Raw genomic sequence first — 22,246 nt, 5'->3', positions numbered from 1 at the left:
TCGTTGGTTACTTGGCGGTAATTTTAACGGCTCCGTCACCGCCAAAGGGAGGTCCCGTCCCGGTGATGCTGCTCACCGGGCCGCACCCGGAATAGTCGGCGAGGCGATGCCGTTGAACAATCCGACGGTGCCGGTCATGCCCCGGGTACCACATCAGAACTGTCGCTTCGAGCGACCACTTGCCGAGAGGCGACATGCCGGTGCCGTCCCCAAACCTCTCAGCCCCGCCGCCCGCCGGGGCTAGTGTTGACCCGTGAGCAACACCGATGCCGCCCCGCGTGAACTGGACTGCGGCCCATCGCGTTTCACCGGAGTGCTGCACGCTCGTGAAGTCCCGCTGGGCGGTCCGCGGGCCATGCTGGTGCGGCGCACTCTGCCCGCCAAGGAACGCTCCATGGTGGGTGCCTGGTGTTTCGCCGACCATTACGGACCCCAGGATGTGCGCGGCGGCCCGGGGATGGACGTCCCGCCGCACCCGCACACCGGATTACAAACCGTCAGTTGGCTTTTCAGTGGCGAGATCGAGCATCGCGACAGCGCCGGGGTGCACGCCATGGTGCGGCCCGGCGAACTCAATCTGATGACGGCAGGCGCGGGCATCTGCCATTCCGAGGTGTCGACCCCGGCCACCACCATGCTGCACGGCGTGCAGCTCTGGGTGGCACTGCCGGAGTCCGCGCGCGACGGAGCCCGCGATTTCGCGCATTACGCACCCCCGGCGGTGGCACTCGATGGCGCGACGGTGCGGGTGTTCCTCGGCGCTCTCGGCGGGCAACGCTCCCCCGTGCACACCTTCACCGCGCTGCTCGGCGCCCAGCTCGACGTGGCGCCCCATGCGAGGCTCGTGCTCGACGTCGACCCCACCTTCGAACACGGCGCCCTGCTGGACCGGGGCGATGTCGAGGTGTGCGGTACCCCCTTGGCCGTCGCCGATCTCGCCTATCAACCGCCGGGCAGCGACCGCCTGGAGATCGTCAATCGCGGTGACGTGCCCGCACGACTCATCCTGCTCGGCGGCCCGCCGTTTCCCGAGCGGCTGGTGATGTGGTGGAACTTCGTCGGCCGCAGCCACGAGGACATCGTCGCCTACCGGGAGGCCTGGCAATCCGCCGACGACCGTTTCGGCGCGGTCCAGGGTTACCGCGGTGCGGTCCGTCGACTCCCCGCGCCCGTGCTTCCGGGGATTAGGCTCAAACCTCGTGAGCGCTGAAACACAAGTGACGCCCGGCGACAACCGGTTCACCATCACGCTGGACGGTCGCCAGGTCGGGCTCATCGACTTTCACGACCGCGACGGGGTGCGGGTGTTCACCCACACCGAGATCGATCCCGCATACGGCGGCCGCGGGCTGGGCACGCAGTTGGTCGCCGAGACCGTGGCGGCCACCCGTGCTGCGGGACTGCAGATCGAGTCGTATTGCTCGATGGTCACCAACTACCTGGCAAAGAACCCCTGACCGTCAGGCCAGATACTGCGCAGTGCTGCCGCTGATCGGCATGTCGGGCATACCCAGCTTGCGGTGATCCCAGCTGCGCCGCCGCGACTCGCGCACCCGGACACAGATGCGGTTGTTCATCATCTGGTCCACAAAGGGTTTCATCTCGTCGGTGTACGGACCGGTGTAGCGCTCCCACACGCTGATGCCGACGCGAAGGCTGGTTTCCGGGTCGTCGACGATCTCGGCGGTGCCGTCGATGGACACCCCGCGCAGCGTGTTGTAGGTCAGACCGTCCTCGATCATCACGGTGATGGTCGGATCGCGGCGCAGGTTCACCGCCTTCTGCGATTTGGCCTTGGTCTCGAACCAGATCTCGCCGTCCAGCACGGCGTACCACATGGCCACCAGGTGAGGGCGGCCGTTGGGCAGCAGGGTTGCCATGGTGGCGGTGCGGCTGCGCTCGATGAACTCGGTGATCTCGTCATCGGCCATCACGATCTTGGCGCGCTGATTCTCTCCCATGATCAATCCTTAGCAGGGCTGGGATCGGAGGCCCGGACCGGGTACGGCTCAGCGGACCGCCGCGGCCCGCAGAGTGTGTGCGGCGGCGCCGAACATCGTCGCTTTGATGGCGCCCAGCGTGCCCGGGTCCTTGCCGGCCAGCGGGCGCAGGATGTCCAGCGCGGCATCGTCGACCGCACCCTGCGCGGCGGTGGCGTCGACGATGGCATGGTGCTGGGCGTCGGCGCCGCCGAACCGTCGTCCGGTGGTCATCGACGCGACGGCGGCCTGCGGGGTGAGTTTGGCCTGGATGAGCGCGGCCATGCCGTCGGTGAACGGGATACGGATGTCCACCTCGGGGAGACAGAAGAATCCCCGGTCGGCGCGCATCACCCGGAAGTCGTGGGCCAAGGCCAGCATCGCCCCGGCACCGAAGGCGTGCCCGACGATGGCGGCCGCGGTCGGGATGGGCAGCGTGAGCACCCGGGCCAGCAGGTCTTGTACCCGCCCGACGTACCACTGGGTCCGATCACCGTTGGCCAGTAACCAGTCCAGGTCCAGCCCGTTGGAGTAGAACTTGCCGGTCGCCGTGGTGAGCAAGCCGGCCGCACCATCGGCGAGCACGGTGTCCAGATGGGCGTTGACGGCGTCGAGAAACTCTGGGCTGAAACGGTTTTCGCCGTCACCGAGGTTGAGCACCGCGATGTTTTCGGTGTATTCGAGAGTGGTCATGGCCGATGTCCTTTGCCTGTGTTGGGTGGGGGTCCGATGTCGAGCACGGCGCGCACCGCCGCACTCAGGTGCCGGCGGGCGGTGACGCTGGCCAGCCGGTCTCGGGCCAGCAGGATCGCGGTCGGGAGATCGACGACGCATTCGGTGATGGTGTCCGCGGCGGCGCGGTCCCTGCGCTGCCACAGCCCGTCGGCCAGTCGCACCATGGTGGCGACCAACCGGTCCTGCAGTTCGCGCAGCCGGCGGGCCAATTCCTCGGGCATGTCGGCGTCCAGGATGTCCTCCCGCCGCACGGCGAGCACCAATCGGCAGGATGCCGGGTACTGGTCGGACAGCACGCCGGGCGCCCCGGCCGCCGCGATCACGGCCTCCTTCGGATCCGCGGCCTGCTCGATCAACGCATTCTGGACCCGCAGGAACCGCTCACCGGCGCGCAGCCAGGCCCGGCCCAGCAGCTCCGAGCGGGACGAAAAGTTGTGGTACAGCGCGCCGTTGGAGATACCCGCGGCACCGGCCACCGCGCGCACGGTGACCGCGGCCACGCCGCGTTCCACGGCGAGGGTCTCGACGGTATCCAGCACGGTGTCCGGGTCGTACACACGTGGGCGCGGCATGCCGTCACCATAACAGAGCGCTTGCTCTGTTATGGTTCGGTACGGGGCTGTGAGTGTCCTGGGCAACCGGTAGCCTGCGGGGTATGCGGGGAACGGGAACGTCATGAGTGCTGGCCTGTTCGGACTGCTCGACGACATCGCCGCTCTGGCGCGGTTGGCGGCCGCATCGATCGATGACATCGGCGCCGCCACCGGCAAGGCGACGGCCAAGGCGGCCGGGGTCGTCATCGACGACACCGCGGTGACCCCGCAGTACGTGCACGGCATCACCGCCGACCGCGAGCTGCCGATGATCAAGCGCATCGCCATCGGATCGCTGCGCAACAAGCTGGTCTTCATCCTCCCGGCGGCGCTGCTACTCAGCCAGTTCGCGCCGTGGCTGCTGACCCCGATCCTCATGGTCGGTGCCACCTATCTGTGTTTCGAGGGTGCGGAGAAGGTGTTGGGCCGTTTTCTGCACCACGGCAGCGCCGAGGACCACGGCAGCACCGCAGGCGCGGTCGACGAGAAACAGATGACCGCCGGGGCGATCCGCACGGACTTCATCCTGTCCGCCGAGATCATGGTGATCGCCCTCAACGAGGTGGCACATCAGCCGTTCATCCCGCGACTGATCATCCTGGTGATCGTCGCGCTGGTCATCACGGCGGCCGTGTACGGCGTCGTCGGGGTCATCGTGAAGATGGACGATGTCGGCCTGAGCCTGGCGCAGCGACAGTCCCGCTTCGTCCAGAAGGTGGGCCGCGGTCTGGTCGCGGGGATGCCCAAGGTGCTGGCGGTGCTCTCGACCGTCGGCACGGTGGCGATGTTGTGGGTGGGTGGACACATCCTGCTGACCGGCACCGACAACCTCGGCTGGCACGCGCCGTACGGTCTGGTGCACCACGCCGAGGACTTTGTGCATCACGCGGTACAGGGCATCGGCGGGCTGCTGGCCTGGTTGACCAACACTGCCGCGTCGGCGGTTGTCGGGTTGGCTGTCGGGGCCCTGGTGGTCGGCATCGTCCAGATCCTGCCGTTCGGCAAGAAGAAGCACGCCTGAACGCGACTGGACTTGGCTGGACTTGTCGCGGGCGGCGCCTAACCTTCGCCCATGACGCCGTGCTAGGTCAGTCCTGACAACGAGTCGCACCGAGAAGAGAGTAACCCCGGGAGCACCGCGGTCGACTTCACGGCGATACGGTGACCCTGATCGGCGCGCTCTGGGATGGCCTCTATTTCCCAAGGCAGTCTGACTTTACGGTGAAGCAGCTCGTACGTTGTCGACCGTGCACGACACACCACCAAGCTTGGCAGCAAATTGCTTTCACCTGCGGCATTACCCAGATGGATAGGCGCTCTACCAATACACTGATACCGGAAGGATCTGGTCAACAGTCTGAAGGGCGCGCGAATGAACCTCACCGAGGCCATAGCGCAGCTCGGATTGTCCGACAGTGTCACTGGATTGAGTGCTGCGGTTAATCGCTCCGAGGATCTCATCGCCCGCATGCGATCTGCGCTTGAGGATCAAGGTACCGACGGGATGGACGTTATAGCGTGTGGTTCCCTGGCTCGCCGTGAGTACACGCTCGCAAGCGATGTCGACTATCTCGTAATCGTTAACGCAATGCCCGCGCACCCGGCCGCTGCACGCGAACTCGTCGCAAGGGTCAAAGAACTTATCGCGCAGGAGGCGGCGGAGCCGGGCGCTACTTCGAAGGATCCGGGAACAAGTGGCTTATTCGCCCGCGCTACAGGGCTTTTCGATGTTATCGAACGTATCGGTTTGCAGGACGACACCAACCACACCCACACAGTTCGGATGGAGATTGTCCAAGAATCTGTCAGTCTTCTGAATCCCGAGTTACATGCGACGATCTTGGAACGCACCATCCGGCGGTACCTTGACCTCTTCCCAGTCCCACAAGAACGTCCACCGCGGTTCTTACTGAATGACATGCTGCGGTACTGGCGCCAGATTGCGATCGACTACCAAGCCAAGGCCCCACTAGGCGGCTTGGAGTCGAAAGCCGTTCTGCGGCATATCAAGCTAGTGACGACCCGAAAGAACCTGTTCGCCAGTTCGATTCTGCCGCTTATTGCACCGCGTGACCCCTCTGTTCCTTGGGTCGACTACCTGACCGACGTTTACACCTCACCCCCGTTGGCGAGATTAGCCATGGTCACCCGAGACGCTCCCGAGTCTGTTCGCGATGCGGCGCGGAAGGTGTTTTCGACCATCGACCTCTTCATCCGGTCAACCGACAGCGAAGCTAAACGGAAGCACTTTGAGTCTCTCCCTTGGGATTCACGGAAGGACGATGCTCGTTACCTCGAACTTCGTGAGGCTGCTGAGCACATGCAAACGGCGTACGAGGACATTTTCCTTGGCGAGTGGACCGAAGTGGCAGACAACACACGCCGCTATCTTCTCTTCTGATGCGCTCCGAAGTGATCGATGTTCAGACGATTTGCTGATCCACCGATTCGAAGCCTTGCCTCAACATGTCGATATACATGATGCGGTCGGCAGCCGAGAGCTTCGCGTGGGGCGGGGCTCCCTCCCACGGCGAAACCCCATGGTTGACGTCATCGAAGCGTCGCGGGATGACGTGCGCATGGACATGGGGGTCTTTATTTCCAAGGACTGCAATGTTCACGCGGTCGACATTGCTCATCTTGCGCAGGACCAGCGACGCGACTTTTAGGTCGGCCATGAACGCGCTCAAGAGTCCCGGTTCCACCTGGTCGAAGTGTTCGTAATGCTCGTCAAGGCTGACGATTAGCCGGCCCGGGAATCGAGCGTCATCGTAGAGACCGACGCGAGAGACACTCAGCTTGGCGACTGGCATCCACAACGCGAACTTACAAACCGGACATCCGTCCTGGTTAACTGCGGGGATACTCGCTGCGGGCGTCGGTGCATCGTGGGTCTGCATCACTTCTCCCATTAAAGCCGTCCAGACTGACAAGATTTGCCTCCTCCCTTGGCGACGGGAGGCTCGTCTCGAACATATGTTCGAATTTGCTGCCTGTCAATCGCTCTTACGGAAGGTAACAGCTCGATTGCGGCACGTCTTCCCTTCGGTGCATCGCCATCCATGGACTTGCGATTGCCTGCCGCAATGCGGCATTCCAGCCACGATCGAGCGTCGCCGACGGCAACGCGGGGAGTCGCGTGAATCATGGCCACCGTCCTACTGGTCTTGCCGACCAGAAACTGCGAAACTTTGTTTCGTTGTTTCGTGGTCTAGGTTAAAGGAGGTACCTGAGTCGTGGCCGATCCGACACGCCGAGGGCGCCGCGGACCGACGCCCGATCCCGATCCTCGGTCGCCGTCGGGGTACCGCATCAGTGACCGCAGGCGATTCGAACTGGCGATGGCACAACCGTTTGTCGGCAAATTCACCTTGCAAGACGTCATCGACGTCGCCGTGACAGAGTTTCTCGAGCGCCAGTACAACGTGGAGGGATTCCGAGCAGCTTTGCACAATGCGGAGAACAATCAACGAGCCCGTCGACGGGTCCCGACGATTGGCTCGGATCAGGCCGACGTGCCAACCCACGACGATGGTCCCGAGGCCGGTTAACGAGATAACTCCAGCGTTGGTGGGGCTTTAGGCGAACGTTCGATATCGCACTTCCGCATACGGGCGGGGACGCTTCAGTGTCTACAATTGCGGCTCGGCTATGGGTCCGGCTTCTGCCGGTTCCCCCGAAGCGGGTATCTCACTTCATCAACAACACCAAGTCGACCGCAACTTCGCGGCTCGCCTACTCCCGATCGACGTTAACATCGCGGCTCGTAAGAGATGCGAGATCATTTTCCTGAAGTATTCGACGGTCTCAGAGACATGAAAGCCACGACGATTGTGGACAGCCCCGAACACAGCCCGTTCTATGTGGCTCACCGGGCACTATGCGCCTATGCCGCAAAACCGCGTGCACCCCGGTACTTCTCCTTCCCTTCCTCACCAACCATGAGAACGTGCACTCATCACGGAGCCCTGGGAATCCGCTCAACACGTATCGTCAGCAAGAGGCGCTAAAGCGATTACGGCGATGCCCGCTGCGGTCAGTACGGCACCGCCCTGAGCATCAAGTAGGCCAAACACAGCAGCGCGTTGAGCGCTACCAGTGTGATCGCGATGAAGATCAACAGTTGCACCATGGCGGCACGGGCCCGCCGCACGGTCGCCTGCTGCCGCTGGTGTTCGATGTGGAGTGCGGTGAGGGCGAAGCGGATATCGGTCACCTCGTCATCGGAGGCGGCGCTACCGGCGACCAGATCTCGCAGCCGGGCCGCGGTGATGGTGACACCGACACCGGAGAACTGCCGACTCCAGTGCCGCGCCTGCCGTCTGCTCAGCGTCTGTGGCCGTCCGTACGCCCGGTCCGGAACGACGCCCCATTCGCCGGCCCACACCGGGAATGACACCCGTCGATTTTATGCCGGTTTCGCCTGCGGGGGAACAACTTAACCGCCGGCGATGACGACTTTCAGGTCCGCCATCGCGTCGGCGAGGACATCGTCGAACTCGGGATCACCCTCGGCTCGGATCCACCCTTCGAACGTCACCTTGAACATCGCGATGCCCACCTCGGCAGTGAGCCGCGCCGTGCGGTCGCCCAATCCCCGCTCGCGCAGCGCGTCGGTGAGCGCGGTGGCCAGCGTCGCGAGCTTGATCAGTTCCCGTTCCTGCAGGCCGGGATTGGCATCGATCACCGCCTGCCGCCGGCGGGCGGCGTCCCGCCGTGTCCCGATGATCGCGCCGGCCGCGCGTACCGCGGCGGCTACCGCATCGATGGAGGAGACCTCCGGCGCGGCTTCGGCCACCGCGGCAACCATCGACGCCGTGAGCGTCCCTTGCCCGGAGAACAACACCTCGCGTTTGTCGGCGAAATGCCGGAAGAAGGTGCGCTCGGTCAAACCGGCACGGTCGGCGATCTCGGCGACCGTCGTCGCGTCGAACCCCTGGGTGGCATAGAGCTCCATCGCCGCCTGCTCGAGGCGGCCCCTGGCGTCGGGCTGCCACCGGCTCACGGGCGAAATCCTATCGCGCCGGAATGACAGCGACTGTCATCGAGTTACGCCTGATGACAGCTACTGACATCACTGGAGGTTCTCATGCATGTCTTCGTCACCGGAGCATCCGGATTCATCGGATCGGCCGTGGTCGCCGAGCTCCTGGCCGCCGGCCACGAGGTGACCGGCCTGGCCCGCTCAGCCGAATCGGCCGCGGCCATCCGCGCCGCGGGGGCGGTGCCTCATCGTGGTGATCTCGCCGATCCGGCCGGCCTGCGCACGGCCGCCGAAACCGCCGATGCGGTGGCGCACCTGGCGTTCCATCACGATTTCACCGACTACGCCCGCGCCGGCGAACTCGATCGGCAGGCCATCACCGCCTTCGGCGAGGCACTCGCCGGATCGAACCGGCCGCTGCTGGTGACCTCCGGCCTCGCAGCGCTGGGCACCGGCGATCTCATCACCGAGTCCGACGCCGCGACCCCCGGGATGCCCCGACAGTCCGAGGCAGCGGCGCTGGGGTACGTCGAACGCGGGGTCCGCGTCGTCGCGATCCGGCTGTCCCCGACCGTGCACGACAAGGGCGACCATGGCTTCGTACCGCGACTCATCGAGATCGCTCGCGAGACCGGCGTCGCCGCCTACCCGGGCGAGGGTGCCAACCGGTGGCCGGCGGTGCACCGCCTGGACGCGGCGCGGCTGTTCCGGCTCGCGCTGGAACAGCCGGTGGGCGCACCGGCCGGCAGCATCCTGCACGGGGTGGCCGAGGAGGGCATCACCAGCCGGGTCATCGCCGAGGCGATCGGCACCGGGCTCGGCCTGCCGGTGCGCCAGGCCGAGCCCGAACATTTCGGCTGGCTCGGCGCCTTCTTCGCCATCGACATGGCCGCCTCCAGCGATCACACGCGAAAAGCCTTGGGCTGGAATCCGATCGAGGTCGGCCTGCTGGATGATCTGGCGCAGGGCCACTATTTCGGCTGACCGGAGAACGGACCAGGCCGGCCCCCATCGGGGACCGGCCTGGCTCAGCAGGGCTGCAGTTAGAACAGGTCGGCGTTGGCCACCTTGGTCCACGCGGCGACGAAGTCCTTGACGAACTTCTCCTTCGCGTCGTCCTCGGCGTACACCTCGGCCAGCGCCCGCAGCTGCGAATTCGACGCAAACAGCAGGTCGACGCGGCTGGCGGTCCACTTCGGCGCGCCACTGGCGCGGTCGGTGCCGACGTAGGTGCCGTCCTCGGCAGGCACCCACTTGGTGGCCATATCGGTCAGGTTGACGAAGTAGTCGTTGGTCAGTTGACCCTTCTTGTCCGTCAGCACACCAAGATCCGACCCACCGTAGGTGGCACCCAGCGCCCGCAGACCGCCGACCAAGACCGTCATCTCCGGAGCGGTCAGCCCCAGCAGGTTGGCCCGGTCGATCAGCCGGTACTCGGCGGGCAGGCTCTCGCCCTTGCCGACGTAGTTACGGAAGCCATCGGCCGTAGGCTCCAGGTAGGAGAACGACTCGACATCGGTCTGGTCCTGGGTGGCGTCACCGCGGCCCGAGGTGAACGGCACGGCGACGTCGAACCCGGCCTCCTTGATCGCCTTCTCCAGCCCGACCACGCCGCCGAGAACCACCAGGTCGGCGAAGGACACCTGCACACCCGCGCTCGCCTGGATCTCCTCCAGCTTGCGGATCACCTGGGCCAGCTCCTCGGTCTCGTTGACCTCCCAGCCCAGCTGAGGCTGCAGCCGGATGCGCCCGCCGTTGGCGCCACCGCGCATATCACTGGACCGGAACGACGACGCGGCCTTCCACGCGGTGTCCACCAGTTGCTGAACGGTCAGGCCCGAATCGGCGATGGCCGCCTTGAGGGTGGCGACATCGGCCTCGCTCAACGGGGTACCGGCCGGCACGATGTCCTGCCACAGCCAGGTCTCCTTGGGGACGAACGGCCCCAGATAACGCACCACCGGACCCATGTCACGGTGCATCAGCTTGAACCAGGCCTTGGCGTACTCCTTGGCCAGCTCTTCGGGGTGGTCCAGCCAGCGCCGGGTGATCTCACCGTAGATCGGGTCCATCCGCATGGACAGGTCGGTGGTGAGCATCGACGGGTGGGTCTTACCGCTGCCCTGGGCCATCGGCACCGAGTTCGCCCAGCCGCCGTCCTTGGGCTGCCATTGGTAGGCGCCCGCGGGGCTCTTGGTCAGCTCCCACTCGTTGCCGTACAGGATCTCCAGGAAGCTGTTGTCCCACTTGGTCGGTGTGTGGGTCCAGATCACCTCCAGGCCGCTGGACACGGTCTCGTTGCCGACACCGGAGTTGCTCCAGCCCAGGCCGGCCTGCTCCAGCGGCGCGGCTTCGGGCTCCGGGCCGTTCTCCACCTCAGTGGCACCGTGGGTCTTGCCGAACGTGTGGCCGCCGACGATCAGAGCGGCGGTCTCGATATCGTTCATCGCCATCCGGCCGAAGGTTTCCCGGATGTCGATGGCCGCAGCCACCGGGTCCGGCTTCCCTTCCGGCCCTTCGGGGTTCACGTAGATGAGACCCATGTGACTGGCGCCCAGCGGGTTCTCCAGCTTGGTCCGGTCGCCATTGGCGGACGCGTAACGTTCCTGCGAGCCCAGCCACTCATGCTCGGCGCCCCAGTAGATGTCCTCCTCGGGCTCCCAATAGTCCTCGCGCCCGAACGCGAACCCGGCGGTCTTGAACCCCATATGCTCCATCGCCCGGTTGCCGGCGTAGGCGATGAGGTCGGACCAGGAGATCTTCTTGCCGTACTTCTTCTTCAGCGGCCACAGCAGGCGCCGGGCCTTGTCCAGGTTCACGTTGTCGGGCCAGCTGTTCAGCGGCGCGAAGCGCTGCATGCCGCGCCCGGCACCACCGCGCCCGTCCACGACCCGGTAGGTGCCGGCGGCGTGCCAGGACATCCGGATGAACAGGGGGCCGTAGTGTCCGAAGTCGGCGGGCCACCAGTCCTGCGAGTCGGTGAGCAGCGCGTCGAAATCACGCTGGAAGGCCTCGAAGTCGAGCGTCTTGACGACCTCGCGGTAGTCGTAACCCTCATCCATCGGATCGATGGCGGGCGGATTCTTCTGCAAGATCTTCAAGTTCACCGCATTGGGCCACCAGTCGCGGTTGCTGCCGCCTTCCACGGGGGGCTTGATGCGCATCGGACAACCGCTTTCGGCGGGCTCCGTCTGGGCTTCACCGATGGGTGGGGACGTTTCGGACATGTCGTTCCTTTCCGGGGCTGTCGGACTGGGTACAGATGATCAAACTGGCTGCGCCAGAGCACAGTCGGGGCATACGCCCCAGTAGATGACCTCGGCCTGCTCGATGGCGAAGCCGAGGTCGTCTGAGGCCGTCAAACAGGGTGCCTCGCCGACCGCACAGTCGACGTCGGCGATGACACCACACACTCGGCACACCACGTGGTGGTGGTTGTCCCCGACCCGGGACTCGTAACGAGCCACCGACCCGGAAGGCTGGATTCGGCGCACCAATCCGGCCGCGGTCAAGGCATTGAGCGCGTCGTACACCGTCTGGTGCGAGACGTCGGGCAGGTCCGCCCGCACCGCACGGATGACCGTATCGGTGTCGGCGTGCGGATGACCGTGCACGGCGGTCAACACCGCCACCCGGGGACGGGTCACGCGCAGAGCGGCGTCCCGCAGCATCTGCGTGAACTCCTCTGCCGTACCCACGCGAACGAGTCTCACCCCTTATCTGGAATTAGTCAAGAAAAACATTTGGGGTGTGTCCGGTGGCCTCGAGGCAAAGCGAAAGCCCCGGCCATAGCCGGGGCTTTCGGTGGTGAGCGTGGAGTTGTCAGTGCGTCATACGGTGTGAGGATCCGCCCCGGATCGCCACATACACGGCGATCAGACCGGCCGCGACGGCCACTCCGACGACAAACGGGATGACCTCCCAGCCGCCGTTGGCGTTGTGGTAGCCGAATTGATAGGTCAACCAGCTGCCGATGAGTGAGCCCAAGGCGCCGAGCACGATCGTCATGATGACGCCGATGTCCTGGCGGCCCGGCATGACAAGCCGAGCCAAGGCGCCGATGATCAGCCCCACGACGAGAGCGCTGATGATGGTCCCGATCATGGTCCTACTCCTGTTCGTACGGTGCACCCCGGTGGCGCGCGTAGAACGGGATTGCCCGCTGCGCGCGAACTTCAAACCGATCCGCCGCCGGACCCGTCGCGGTCGTCTGGCTTGCGTTCGGTCAACCGCGCGGCGATTTCCTTGACCGGCGTGTTGGACTCCTGTGAGACCCGGCGCAACAACTCGAAGGCTCGCACGGCATCGACGTCGAAGCGTTCCATGAGAATGCCTTTCGCCTGCCCGATCAGGTCCCGACTGGCCAGGGCCGACTCGAACTGCCGCTGACGGTTGACCGCCACCAGGGCGACGGCAGCATGGGTGGCGAGCATGGCGCCCAAGGCCTCCGGCTCGGCCGTGAACGACCCGGTCCCGAAGCCGAACAGATTCAGCGCGCCGCTGTCGACTCCCTCCGTATACAGCCGGAACGACATCACGCTCAGCACGCCCTCGGATACCGCGATCTCGCTGAACCGCGGCCACCGCGGGTCGTGGCGCAGATCGTTGGACCGCACGATGACGTCACGCTCGGCGGCGTCGACACACGGCCCCTCGCCGGTTTCGCGTTGTGCGTGGTCCAGTGACTTGGCGACGTCCGAAGTCGCTGCCACCGAGTTGAACTCGTCATTCTTGATGAGAAGGATGCCGGCACAGTCGACACCGTCGATCATGGCGACCGCGGCCTCGGTCAGCTCCGACAGCGTCTGGTCGACGGGTTTGCGTCCGTCCACGGCGGTGCCGGCCAGATCCGCCATGGCAGCCGCCAGTGCATCGTCGTAGCTGTGCGTCATGTGCACACCCTTCCCTAACCACGCAACGTCACGTGCGGACTGACACCGTAGGCCTCCCGATATAGCACCGCGAACCGACCGGTGTGGCTGAATCCCCACCGACGGGCCACCTCAGACACCGTCGTCGCACCGCGATGGGCGGCCGCCAGGTCACGATGGGCACGCTGCAGCCTGACCCGCCGGAGATGCTCGGTCGGCGTCTGGCCGAGATGCTTGCGGAACAGGTACTGCACCGCGCGCGGCGACAGGTGCACCGCACCGGCGATCTCCTGCACCCCGATCTCATCCCGCGCATTCTCGGCGATGAAGAACAACGCACGACGCAAAGACATCGGTAGGCCGGGATCATGCAGAGCAGGCACGTTCGCCGCATCGATCTGGGTGAAGCAAGACAACACCGCCGCGGCCAGCACCCGGCCCGACGCCCCCAGTACCGGGCGCGGGCTGTCCGTGATCAACGTCTGCAGGACATAGTTGACGCTGTGGGTCCACGCCGCCGCGAGCCCAGGGGTGGCCGGGGTGGGCTCCAGCGCGCGCAGCGAATCACCGCAGCTGGGCAGGAAATCGTCGGCCGTCCGCTGCAACAACCATGGTTCCACCGTGATCACCTGGACGGCGCCGTGCTCGACCTGCAGCGACCAGCCGCGCTCCACGTGGGCCAGCACCGGCACACCCGGCTGCACCGCCACACCTCCCGGCAGCCGGGCCACGCCGTCGAGCAAGGTTCCGACGGTGACCCCGGCCAGCGGCGCGGCGCTGATAAGAGCGCGCCGCGAGACGGTGATCTCGTCGATCGCAAAGCCGACAGCGGCGCGGCGCAGCCGCCGCGGTCCGTTTCCGGGAAGCAGGCCCTCGACACGCAGAGCGTCGTCGAGGTGGGCAGGATCGGAGCCGGTCGGGGCCGTCGCCACCCGCTCGATCGCCGGTGGCGCTGCGATGGCGCTCACGCCGTTCAACCCGTTCACGTTTTCGGTCCGCTCTGACAAGTCTGGGCCTGTTGACGCCGCCCCTGCGCGTCGATGGCGCACAGGACCGGGTCGGCTTTTGCTCAGCCGGACCGAGCCAGCATACCGCCCACCGCCACTGCGGGTTTTACCGCGGCAACGTCGGGTACCGAACGTGTAGACCGGTCGCGCGCCCAGCACGCGAGCCGGTCGAACGGAACCGATGAGCACCGACGCAGAAAGCGGGGCGGGTTTTGACCGACCACAACGGACGGCGAGGCACGGCGGACCAGTGACCATCGCCCTTCGCATCGACGGCCCGGCGCCCGGACGGAGCGGGGAGCAGCCCCTGACGTGCGCCGGGACACTGGACGGATCCACCTACCGCAGGTTGCGCGATATCGTCATCAATGCCGCCCTCGAAGAACCGCCCATCGTCATCGTCGACGTCAACGCGCTGCACGCACCCGACGCGTCAGCTTGGTCGGTGTTCACCAGCGCCCACTGGCACGTGTGTACCTGGCCGGACGTGCCCATCGTTCTGGTCTGCTCCGACCCCACCACCTGTGACACCCTCCGCCGCACCGGAATCACCCGCCACGTACCGGTGTATCGCACCGTGGCCGATGCACGCACCGCTTGCGGAACGGGCCAAAACCGGCGCCGGAAAAGAGCTCGGGCCGAGCTGCCCGCTGGATTGGGTGGCGCGGCCAGGGCCCGCAGACTGGTCGAGTACTGGCTGACCGACTGGTCGCACACCGCGATGATCCCCGTGGCCGCGATCATCGCTTCGGAGTTGGCGGAAAATGCTCTGCTGCACACTGATTCGGCGCCTTGGCTGATCATCGAATGCGACGGCGACCAGATCACCGTCGCCGTCGAGGACGCCAGCCCGGTCCCGGCTCAGCGCCGGGAACACCCGCGGTCCGGCGCTAGCCCGGTATCCGGGTTGGCGGTGGTCTCGGCGCTGAGCCGGAGCTGGGGCTGCCTGCCAACGGTGTCGGGCAAGACGGTGTGGGCTGTGCTGGGTCCCGAGAACGCATTGTGACCACGGGGCGCTGGTCCGCATCGACGTGCTCGAATAGTGCTTCCGGCGTAGTGGGCTATCCACGCAACGAAATACCGACGCGCACGGTTCGTCGCAACGCCGCCGTCCGTTCTACCGTGACGCCGTGGTCGACGACGAGCCGGCAAACCGGACGCCCCACGCGGGCAGCTTTCGTTACCTCGCCGCTTCCGATACCTGGGAGTGGTCCGACGAGGTGGCGGTGATGCACGGTTATGAACCGGGCTCCGTGACGCCGACGACGGAACTGATGCTGTCGCACAAGCATCCCGACGACCGCGGCACGGTGGCCGAGCTGATCGAGAACGTTCGCCTGCACGGCGCGGTGTTCAGCAGCAGGCACCGCATCATCGACACGGCGGGTCGCATCAGGCAGGTCGTGGTTGTCGGTGATCGCATCGTCGGCCCCGACGGTGCGCATGCCGGCACAGCCGGCTTCTATGTGGACATCACCGACGGCTTCCAGGCCGACATCCAGCAGGAAGTCACCGCCGAACTTGCGGCGATCACCCAGCGCCGGGCGGCCATCAACCAGGCCATCGGCATGCTGATGCTGCGGTACGGGCTGAACCCCGAGCAGGCCTTCCGCGTGTTGACCACGCTGTCGCAGAACGCCAATGTCAAACTCCGCGACCTCGCCGAGCGGCTGGTGCACCACGCCGGGGCCTCCGCTACTCCCCTGCTGGCGGACGCGGGCGCAGCGGTTTTCGACGAATGGCTCAACGCCGCCGGTCGGCCGCCGCGGCCCGGTTCGATCAACGGCGAGCCGGCCGCGCAGAGCTGACGCCGAATCAGGCGGTTCTGTTGTCACCGTCCGGGCCGGCGAACTGCACGATGGGCACGTGCAATTGGGCCGCGGCAAACGCCTGCTCGAGGGACGCGGTGGTGGGCACCTGGCCGGCGAGGTCGAAGCGGCGCAGCAAACGCCGAACCGCCGAAGACGGAATCACCGTCCACCGAGTGTCGGCGAGGGCGCAGCGGCCGTCGAGCAGACGCAGCGCCTCGAATCCGGAGACCGACAGGTACCGGACGCCCCGCATATCCACGATCATCGAACAGCACAGCATCGCCCGGTCCAGCGCCGTCTCGACGAAGGTGTCGACGTTGGCCGCGTCGATGACACCGCCGACGGTGACCACGGTGACGGCGGGGTCGTACCACTGGGTGTCGATGCTGAGGACGGTGTCGGCGCGAACGGGTGCGCGGCGGCGCCCGTGGTCCATGGTTCGCGTCTGCGCCATATGCCACTTCCTGACTTTCGGCGACGCGCGGGCGGTGACTCAGCCGCCGGTCCGCACGTCGAGTGCTCACAAGCAAGCTGTTGGCTCAACCGCCTTCATCATAGTGACCTGGGCCACATAATGCGACGGACCGGTCGCCGGCGTTCGGTTTGCGGATACCCGCCGGTCCGGCCGCTGAGCTGGCGGGCATGCCAGCTCGGTCCCGTTGGCTCGTTTGCTTGAGCGGCTTTCTACGACCTCACCGCACTGCCGTGTCCGACAAACAAAACCGCGCAACGGTAATCTGGCTGCGCATGCGGCACAGGTCACAGAAGAGCACCGGAGTGACAACTCCCATCACTCCACGATTCTCCGGATAGTTAGCGCTGCTACTATATTTGTGCTATGGGTCGGGAAGCCTTGAGTGGCAACATCGTTGAAAATGCCGCGGCGAGCATTGAGGATTACGTGCGCGCCGACGGCACCATCGTCATACCCGATGGCCTCACGCTGACCTCTTTCCTGGACCGCAACCGGGCCATCTACGGGGACGCCCCGTCCTACCGCTTCCTGGACTACTCCCAGGACGCCGACGGCCGGGTCGTCGAGCTCAGCTGGAACGCGCTCTGGGCCAAAGTCGGCGCCGTGGGCGCACGGCTGCAGCAGGTCACCACCCGCGGGGACCGCGTCGCCATCCTGGCCCCGCAAGGCGTCGACTACGTGGCGGCGTTCTTCGCGGCCATCCACGCCGGCAACATTGCCGTGCCGCTATTCGCGCCGAGCCTGGCCGGGCATGCCGAGCGGCTTGCCGCCGTGCTGGCCGACGCGAAACCCACCGTCGTACTCACCACCACCGCCGGCTCCGAGGCGGTCCGCAACTTCCTGCGCACGCTGCCCGCCGCCGAGCGGCCTCGGATGATCGCCGTGGACGCGGTACCCGATTCCGTCGCCCACACCTTCACCCCAGTCGAGCAGAACACCGACGACATCGCCTACCTGCAGTACACCTCGGGATCCACCCGGACCCCGGCAGGTGTGGAGATCACCCACCGCAATGTCTGCACCAACGTGCTGCAGATGATCCTGGCCGGTGATCTGGACATGAGCATCCGCAGCGTGAGCTGGCTGCCGCTGTATCACGACATGGGCCTGATCATGATCATGTTCCCGGCGTTGTGCGGCGCGCACATCACCCTGATGGACCCGATGGCCTTCGTCCGCCGACCATACCGGTGGATCAAGGCCCTGGGCACCGAGTCGGCCCATGGGCGCACCCTGGCCGCTGCGCCGAACTTCGCCTTCGAGCTGGCCGCCGAACGCGGACTGCCACCGCAGGGCGACGAACTCGACCTGTCCAACGTGGTGACGCTGCTCAACGGCTCCGAGCCGGTGACCATGTCCTCGATCGAGAAGTTCAACGCGGCCTTCGCCCCGTACGGCCTGCCGGCGACGGCGATCAAACCGTCCTATGGCATGGCCGAGGCAACGCTGTCGGTGGCCAGCATCGCGCCGTCGGCGGCGGCCGCGGCGGTCCACCTGGATCGGGCTGAGCTGAACGAGGGCCGCGCCGTGGTGGTCGATGCCGACGCCGAGGGTGCTGTCGCGCATGTGTCATGCGGACAGCCGATACCCAACCAGTGGGCCGTGATCGCCAACGCCGACGGCGAGGAGCAGCCCGACGGTGTGGTCGGCGAGATCTGGTTGCACGGCAACAACGTTGGGCGCGGCTACTTCGGCAGAGCCGACGAAAGCCTGCGGGTGTTCGGCAACAAGCTGCAGACCCGGCTGCGCAGCGGCAGCCACGCCGACGGTGTGGTGGACAACGGATTGTGGCTTGCCACTGGCGATCTCGGCGTCTACCTGAACGGCGAACTGTATCTCACCGGCCGTATCAAAGACATGATCATCGTGGACGGCCGCAACCACTACCCCACCGATATCGAAACCACGGTCAGCGCCGCGTCACCTGCGGTCCGTTCCGGCTATGTGGCCGCGTTCTCGGTGCCCGGAGTGTCCGGTGAGGAGTTGGTGATCGTCGCCGAGCGCGCCGCGGGGTCGGGCCGCGCCGAACCGGGCCCGATCGTCGACGCGATCCGGGCCGCGGTGGCTCGGCGGCACCAGGTGCGCGCCGCCGATATCCGGATGGTGGCCGCCGGCGTCATCCCGCGCACCACCTCGGGCAAGCTGGCCCGCAACGCGTGTCGCACCGAATATTTGGCCGGTAAGTTCGACCGCTGAACCTTCTGGGTTGTCGGTCGGTCAGTACCGGCCGAACACCACTGCGGCGTTGACGGCGCCGATACCGAACGACGTGCTGACCGCGCATTGGTAGTCCCCGCTGCGCGGTTGCCCAGCCACCACGTCCAGATCGAATTCTGGGTCGAGCCGGTGCAGGTTGCGCGTCGGCGGAATCACGTTGTCGCGCAAGGTCTGTACCGTTACTATCGCCTCGATGGCGCCGGTGGCGCCCATGGATTGCCCGAGCGCTGCCTTCGGGGCATACACCGCCGGGTGATGGGCACCGAACACCGATCGGATGGCGGCGGCTTCCGAGCGGTCGCCGTCCCGGGTGCCCGTCGCGTGTGCGTTGACATGGTCGACATCGGCGGGCGTCAGGCCGGCCGCCCGCAGCGCGCGCAGGATCGCCTCGCCCTCGGACTCCCCCGTCGGGTCGAAGGTGCCCTCCTCGGACGGGTCGAAGCTGAGACCATAGCCCAGCACCCGCGCAAAGATCTGTGCTCCACGTGATTTCGCGTGCTCCTCGGTCTCGAGCACCAGTAGTGCGCCACCCTCGCTGAGCACTGTCCCGTCCCGGTCGCGGTCGAAGGGTCGACATGCTCCTTCCGGGTCGTCGTTGCGGGTGGACAGCCACCCGGCATTACTGAAGGCCGCCAACGGCGTTGCCTCGATCGCGCTTTCCACTCCCCCGCAGATCGCCATATCGGCCTCCCCGAGCGCCAGCAGGCGCCAGGCTTCCCCGATGGCCGCCGTCCCCGAGGCATCGCCGACCATCGGGGTGATGACACCCGCTTTAGCCTTGCGTTCCAGGCCTACTGCCGCGGCGGCCGCGTTGGGCATGTGCATCTGGACGGTCAGCGGTGAGGCGGCGCGCATGCCGCGAACCTGCCAGTTGTCGTACAGCTCGACCAGGTCGTGGGTGGTGCCGTAGCCCTGGCCGATCGCCACCGAGAGCCGTCGGGTGTCGATGTCCGGCGCGGCGGCGTGCGTCCAGGCGCGGCGGCCCAGCAGCGTCGCCATCTGGGTCACCCGGGTCATCCGGCGGGCCTCGACGCGGTTGACCTGGCTGGCGATGTCTTCGCGCAGCGGCCCACCGATGTGCACCGGCAGTCCGAACTGCTCGATGAACGGATACTCCAGCTTCTCGATACCGCTGGCGCCGGCCAACAATGCCGTCCACGTCTGCTCGGCGTCCGCGGCGATCGCTGTCGTGGCGGCGAAACCGGTCACCACGACATCGTGAAATCGGACGTTTGTATTCAACGCCACGTTGCCCTCCCCAGGCAGCTTCACCCGGCCACACACCACTGTTCGCGGGTGCCGGGCTACAACGGCGCGGCCACGGGCTGGACCGCATGTCACCGGCAGGCTTGGCACCCGCCATCGCACGTCGAATACGACGTTAGCGCATATCCACAGCTGGCACCCAGGCTCCGGGCGCAGGTTCCGCCGCTCGACCGACGGTCGTTCTCATCCGGCCACCGGCCCACCCCGGGCGTATAGTGGTGCCCGTCGCGAAAAGCGATCGGTCCTCCGGTCGTCGATACGGTGCTCAGGCCTTCGCCTCAAGCCGCCCAGCGTCTTTTCATCAATGACTCGACACTCGTCGGGCCTTGACCGAGGAGCGCTGAATGTCATCCATAGCCATTGTCGGAGCCGGCCTGGGCGGCCTGACACTCGCCCGCACACTGCATCGTCGAGGCGTCACCACCACCGTGTACGACGCCGACGAATCGGCTGCGGCGCGCAGGCAGGGTGACCTGCTCGATATCCATACCCACACCGGGCAGGCGGCGTTGCGCGACGCCGGTGTGTTCGACGAGTTCCACACCCTCATCCGTGCCGGGCATGACGCCAAACGCATCACCGACCGTGACGGCACCATCGTGTTCGATTGGCCGGGAAGCCCTTTGGGCACCCGGCCCGAAGTGGACCGCGGCGAGCTGCGCGCCATGTTGATTGCCTCGCTGCCCAGCGGCACCATCCGCTGGGGTCATAAGGTGACCGGTGTGGTCGCCGCTGCCGGGCAGCACCCTCAGCTGACCTTCGCCGACGGCTCGTCGATCACGGCCGACCTCGTAGTCGGCGCCGACGGTGCCTGGTCGAAAATCCGTCGCAGCGTGTCGAGTGCCGATCCGATCTATACGGGTACCTGCTTCATCGAGATCCGTTCCGCGCCTGGCCAACTGCTGTCGCGCGCGGACGCGGCGCTCATCGGGCGGGGCACGCTGATGGCGGTGGCGCCCGGGCAAGGCATCCTGGCCCACCACAACGCCGACGGCACACTCAGCGGCTACGTCGCCGTCAATGCATCGCTCGAGCTGATGACATCCGTCGATACCGGTGATCTTTCGGCTACCCGGGCGATGTTGGAGCGGCGGTTCGCAAATTGGGCTCCCGCACTGCGTGCATTGGTGCTCGAGAATCTGAGTGATCCTGTGCTGCGCCCCATTTACGCGTTACCGGTCACGCATCGCTGGGAGCGGACGCCCGGGGTGACGTTGATCGGCGACGCCGCGCACCTGATGTCTCCGTTCGCCGGCGAGGGCGCCAATCTTGCGATGTTCGACGGCGCAGCACTCGCGGCGGAGATCGCGGCGCACCCCAGGATCGAGGACGCGCTGTCTGCATATGAGGAGGCGCTGTTCCCGCGCAGTGCTGAAGTGGCCCGGCGCAGTGCAAGCAACCTACAGCGGTTCTTCGGGCCTGACGCGCCGCGCAGTGTGGTGGAGTTGTTCGCCGGGGTGCTCGGATGAGCGGTCACCCAGGGCGATGGCGGCGATTCAGGAAACTAAGCCCCATATTCCGCTGCTTAAGGCCCTGCTTTACCGGTTGGCATCCGCCGGTGAGTGCACTATCGATCCGCACGAATTGTCTGCTGCGAGCTAGCTCATGGTTCGGTTTTGGTGTTGGTTCCCCCACTTCTCCGAGGATGGCTCACCGCCGGCAGCATCGGCCAAATCGTCGCCATCACCTGAGGTTCGCCCGCAGAAAGGAGAACCAAAGGCGCCCAAAGAGTTCATCCCGCCGACGAACCCTCCCCAGCATCCGCCAATCGAATTGCCGCCTGGTTTCAGGCTGAGGGAAATGCCGCGTCCTAGCGCAATGTATCCACGCGGCTACTGGAAAATTGAGAACACTCAAGAGAGGCAATCGATCCCTCAACGATGAAGCCGCCTTCCAACGTCACAAGTGCGCAAGCGCGTTCAAGGACACATGTGGAATACCCAGAGTCATCGGCGAGGACAGATTCGTCGCCAGCTGAGACCGGTCAGAGATCTCGACCATCCACTCCCGCTGAACAGCGTGAAGACCAAGCCGCCGGTGTCCAAGAGGTCCCCGATAAGTAGCGCAACCGTGCGAGCAAGGAAGCTCAGTCGGCGCCGGAACGGTCTGACCCCAGTAGTGGGCACAACTCAGATCATGGCCACTCACATGACCGCGGGAGCAAGAAGACGAAGAAACAAAAGACAAGCAAGAAGCACCGCAAAGGACAGAAGTGACGAACTGCAGCCGTGTTAGTCGAACGACGCAGATTCGCGCACAATTTGATAGACCTGCCACGATCGCGGGTTTACATGCCTTCGAGTGTCTC

Annotated in this window: 23 protein-coding genes; 10 read left to right on the top strand and 13 right to left on the bottom strand. The window is 65.9% G+C overall.

Annotated elements, in window-relative coordinates:
* Positions 1-253 precede the first annotated feature (253 nt).
* Positions 254-1,210 carry a pirin family protein gene (locus tag SBI67_RS14960; RefSeq protein WP_318981281.1) on the top strand — a complete coding sequence of 319 codons (957 nt, stop codon included), beginning with the start codon at positions 254-256 and terminating at the stop codon, positions 1,208-1,210.
* The gene (locus SBI67_RS14955) at positions 1,200-1,457 is read left to right on the top strand and encodes a GNAT family N-acetyltransferase (RefSeq protein ID WP_318981280.1); all 258 of its coding nucleotides are present in this window, start codon (positions 1,200-1,202) and stop codon (positions 1,455-1,457) included. Before SBI67_RS14960 ends, SBI67_RS14955 begins: the two co-directional genes overlap by 11 nt.
* 3 nt (positions 1,458-1,460) lie before the next feature.
* On the opposite strand, the gene SBI67_RS14950 is transcribed toward SBI67_RS14955, so the two are convergent.
* From SBI67_RS14950 to SBI67_RS14940, 3 genes are read right to left on the bottom strand one after another with little or no spacing between them, the layout of a single operon-like run.
* The gene (locus tag SBI67_RS14950) at positions 1,461-1,961 is read right to left on the bottom strand and encodes a pyridoxamine 5'-phosphate oxidase family protein (protein ID WP_318981279.1); all 501 of its coding nucleotides are present in this window, start codon (positions 1,959-1,961) and stop codon (positions 1,461-1,463) included.
* 48 nt (positions 1,962-2,009) lie between these two features.
* Positions 2,010-2,672: an enoyl-CoA hydratase-related protein gene (locus SBI67_RS14945; RefSeq protein ID WP_318981278.1), complete on the bottom strand. Its 663-nt coding sequence runs from the start codon at positions 2,670-2,672 to the stop codon at positions 2,010-2,012.
* On the bottom strand, positions 2,669-3,286 hold the full coding sequence (locus tag SBI67_RS14940) for a TetR/AcrR family transcriptional regulator (RefSeq protein WP_318981277.1): 618 nt from the start codon (positions 3,284-3,286) through the stop codon (positions 2,669-2,671). Before SBI67_RS14940 ends, SBI67_RS14945 begins: the two co-directional genes overlap by 4 nt.
* A 103-nt stretch (positions 3,287-3,389) precedes the next feature.
* Between SBI67_RS14940 and SBI67_RS14935 the strand changes: the two genes are divergently transcribed.
* Positions 3,390-4,328, top strand: coding sequence for a DUF808 domain-containing protein (locus tag SBI67_RS14935; RefSeq protein ID WP_318981276.1), 939 nt, complete (start codon positions 3,390-3,392; stop codon positions 4,326-4,328).
* Positions 4,329-4,679: 351 nt separating this feature from the next.
* Entirely contained in the window at positions 4,680-5,708 is a 1,029-nt protein-coding gene (locus tag SBI67_RS14930; RefSeq protein ID WP_318981275.1) for a DUF294 nucleotidyltransferase-like domain-containing protein, read from the top strand.
* A gap of 22 nt (positions 5,709-5,730) precedes the next feature.
* Here SBI67_RS14930 and SBI67_RS14925 read toward each other — a convergent pair whose 3' ends face one another.
* The gene (locus SBI67_RS14925) at positions 5,731-6,207 is read right to left on the bottom strand and encodes an HIT family protein (RefSeq protein ID WP_318981274.1); all 477 of its coding nucleotides are present in this window, start codon (positions 6,205-6,207) and stop codon (positions 5,731-5,733) included.
* 336 nt (positions 6,208-6,543) lie between these two features.
* Here SBI67_RS14925 and SBI67_RS14920 point away from each other — a divergent pair, with 336 nt between their 5' ends.
* Positions 6,544-6,858 (top strand): hypothetical protein, encoded by a 315-nt coding sequence (locus SBI67_RS14920; RefSeq protein ID WP_318981273.1) that lies wholly within the window; start codon positions 6,544-6,546, stop codon positions 6,856-6,858.
* A 485-nt stretch (positions 6,859-7,343) separates the two neighbouring features.
* On the opposite strand, the gene SBI67_RS14915 is transcribed toward SBI67_RS14920, so the two are convergent.
* Together SBI67_RS14915 and SBI67_RS14910 are read right to left on the bottom strand one after the other, a co-directional pair.
* Entirely contained in the window at positions 7,344-7,706 is a 363-nt protein-coding gene (locus SBI67_RS14915) for a hypothetical protein (RefSeq protein WP_318981272.1), read from the bottom strand.
* Positions 7,707-7,745: 39 nt separating this feature from the next.
* A complete protein-coding gene (locus tag SBI67_RS14910; protein ID WP_318981271.1) occupies positions 7,746-8,312 on the bottom strand; it encodes a TetR/AcrR family transcriptional regulator in 567 nt (188 codons plus the stop codon).
* An 84-nt stretch (positions 8,313-8,396) separates the two neighbouring features.
* Between SBI67_RS14910 and SBI67_RS14905 the strand changes: the two genes are divergently transcribed.
* Positions 8,397-9,275 (top strand): SDR family oxidoreductase, encoded by an 879-nt coding sequence (locus SBI67_RS14905; protein ID WP_318981270.1) that lies wholly within the window; start codon positions 8,397-8,399, stop codon positions 9,273-9,275.
* 59 nt (positions 9,276-9,334) lie between these two features.
* On the opposite strand, the gene katG is transcribed toward SBI67_RS14905, so the two are convergent.
* The 5 genes from katG to SBI67_RS14880 form a co-directional block, all read right to left on the bottom strand.
* Complete coding sequence (gene katG / locus SBI67_RS14900; RefSeq protein WP_318981269.1) at positions 9,335-11,518, bottom strand: catalase/peroxidase HPI; 2,184 nt, start codon at positions 11,516-11,518, stop codon at positions 9,335-9,337.
* A 39-nt stretch (positions 11,519-11,557) separates the two neighbouring features.
* Positions 11,558-11,962 (bottom strand): Fur family transcriptional regulator, encoded by a 405-nt coding sequence (locus SBI67_RS14895; protein ID WP_266050227.1) that lies wholly within the window; start codon positions 11,960-11,962, stop codon positions 11,558-11,560.
* A gap of 151 nt (positions 11,963-12,113) precedes the next feature.
* On the bottom strand, positions 12,114-12,395 hold the full coding sequence (locus tag SBI67_RS14890) for a GlsB/YeaQ/YmgE family stress response membrane protein (RefSeq protein ID WP_266050216.1): 282 nt from the start codon (positions 12,393-12,395) through the stop codon (positions 12,114-12,116).
* 71 nt (positions 12,396-12,466) lie between these two features.
* On the bottom strand, positions 12,467-13,183 hold the full coding sequence (locus SBI67_RS14885; protein ID WP_318981267.1) for a GAF and ANTAR domain-containing protein: 717 nt from the start codon (positions 13,181-13,183) through the stop codon (positions 12,467-12,469).
* A 14-nt stretch (positions 13,184-13,197) separates the two neighbouring features.
* On the bottom strand, positions 13,198-14,130 hold the full coding sequence (locus SBI67_RS14880; protein ID WP_318981266.1) for a helix-turn-helix transcriptional regulator: 933 nt from the start codon (positions 14,128-14,130) through the stop codon (positions 13,198-13,200).
* 289 nt (positions 14,131-14,419) lie between these two features.
* Here SBI67_RS14880 and SBI67_RS14875 point away from each other — a divergent pair, with 289 nt between their 5' ends.
* Both SBI67_RS14875 and SBI67_RS14870 read left to right on the top strand, forming a co-directional pair.
* Positions 14,420-15,175, top strand: coding sequence for an STAS domain-containing protein (locus SBI67_RS14875; protein ID WP_318981265.1), 756 nt, complete (start codon positions 14,420-14,422; stop codon positions 15,173-15,175).
* Between the two features lie 124 nt (positions 15,176-15,299).
* Positions 15,300-15,977: a PAS and ANTAR domain-containing protein gene (locus SBI67_RS14870; protein WP_318981264.1), complete on the top strand. Its 678-nt coding sequence runs from the start codon at positions 15,300-15,302 to the stop codon at positions 15,975-15,977.
* A 7-nt stretch (positions 15,978-15,984) separates the two neighbouring features.
* On the opposite strand, the gene SBI67_RS14865 is transcribed toward SBI67_RS14870, so the two are convergent.
* Positions 15,985-16,434 carry an STAS domain-containing protein gene (locus tag SBI67_RS14865; RefSeq protein ID WP_318981263.1) on the bottom strand — a complete coding sequence of 150 codons (450 nt, stop codon included), beginning with the start codon at positions 16,432-16,434 and terminating at the stop codon, positions 15,985-15,987.
* Between the two features lie 384 nt (positions 16,435-16,818).
* On the opposite strand from SBI67_RS14865, the gene SBI67_RS14860 reads away from it, so the two are divergent.
* Positions 16,819-18,651 (top strand): fatty acyl-AMP ligase, encoded by a 1,833-nt coding sequence (locus SBI67_RS14860; protein ID WP_318981262.1) that lies wholly within the window; start codon positions 16,819-16,821, stop codon positions 18,649-18,651.
* Positions 18,652-18,672: 21 nt separating this feature from the next.
* Here the strand turns inward: SBI67_RS14860 and SBI67_RS14855 are convergent, their stop codons facing one another.
* Positions 18,673-19,920 (bottom strand): KasA/KasB family beta-ketoacyl-ACP synthase, encoded by a 1,248-nt coding sequence (locus SBI67_RS14855; protein WP_318981261.1) that lies wholly within the window; start codon positions 19,918-19,920, stop codon positions 18,673-18,675.
* 362 nt (positions 19,921-20,282) lie between these two features.
* On the opposite strand from SBI67_RS14855, the gene SBI67_RS14850 reads away from it, so the two are divergent.
* Positions 20,283-21,407, top strand: a complete 1,125-nt coding sequence (locus SBI67_RS14850) for an FAD-dependent oxidoreductase (protein ID WP_318981260.1) — start codon at positions 20,283-20,285, stop codon at positions 21,405-21,407.
* The last annotated feature ends 839 nt before the right edge of the window (positions 21,408-22,246 follow it).

This window comes from Mycolicibacterium chengduense (assembly GCF_033741155.1).
GTDB lineage: Bacteria > Actinomycetota > Actinomycetes > Mycobacteriales > Mycobacteriaceae > Mycobacterium.
The sequence above is the reverse complement of the archived record's forward strand: the minus strand, read 5'-3'. Positions and strand labels throughout refer to the sequence as shown.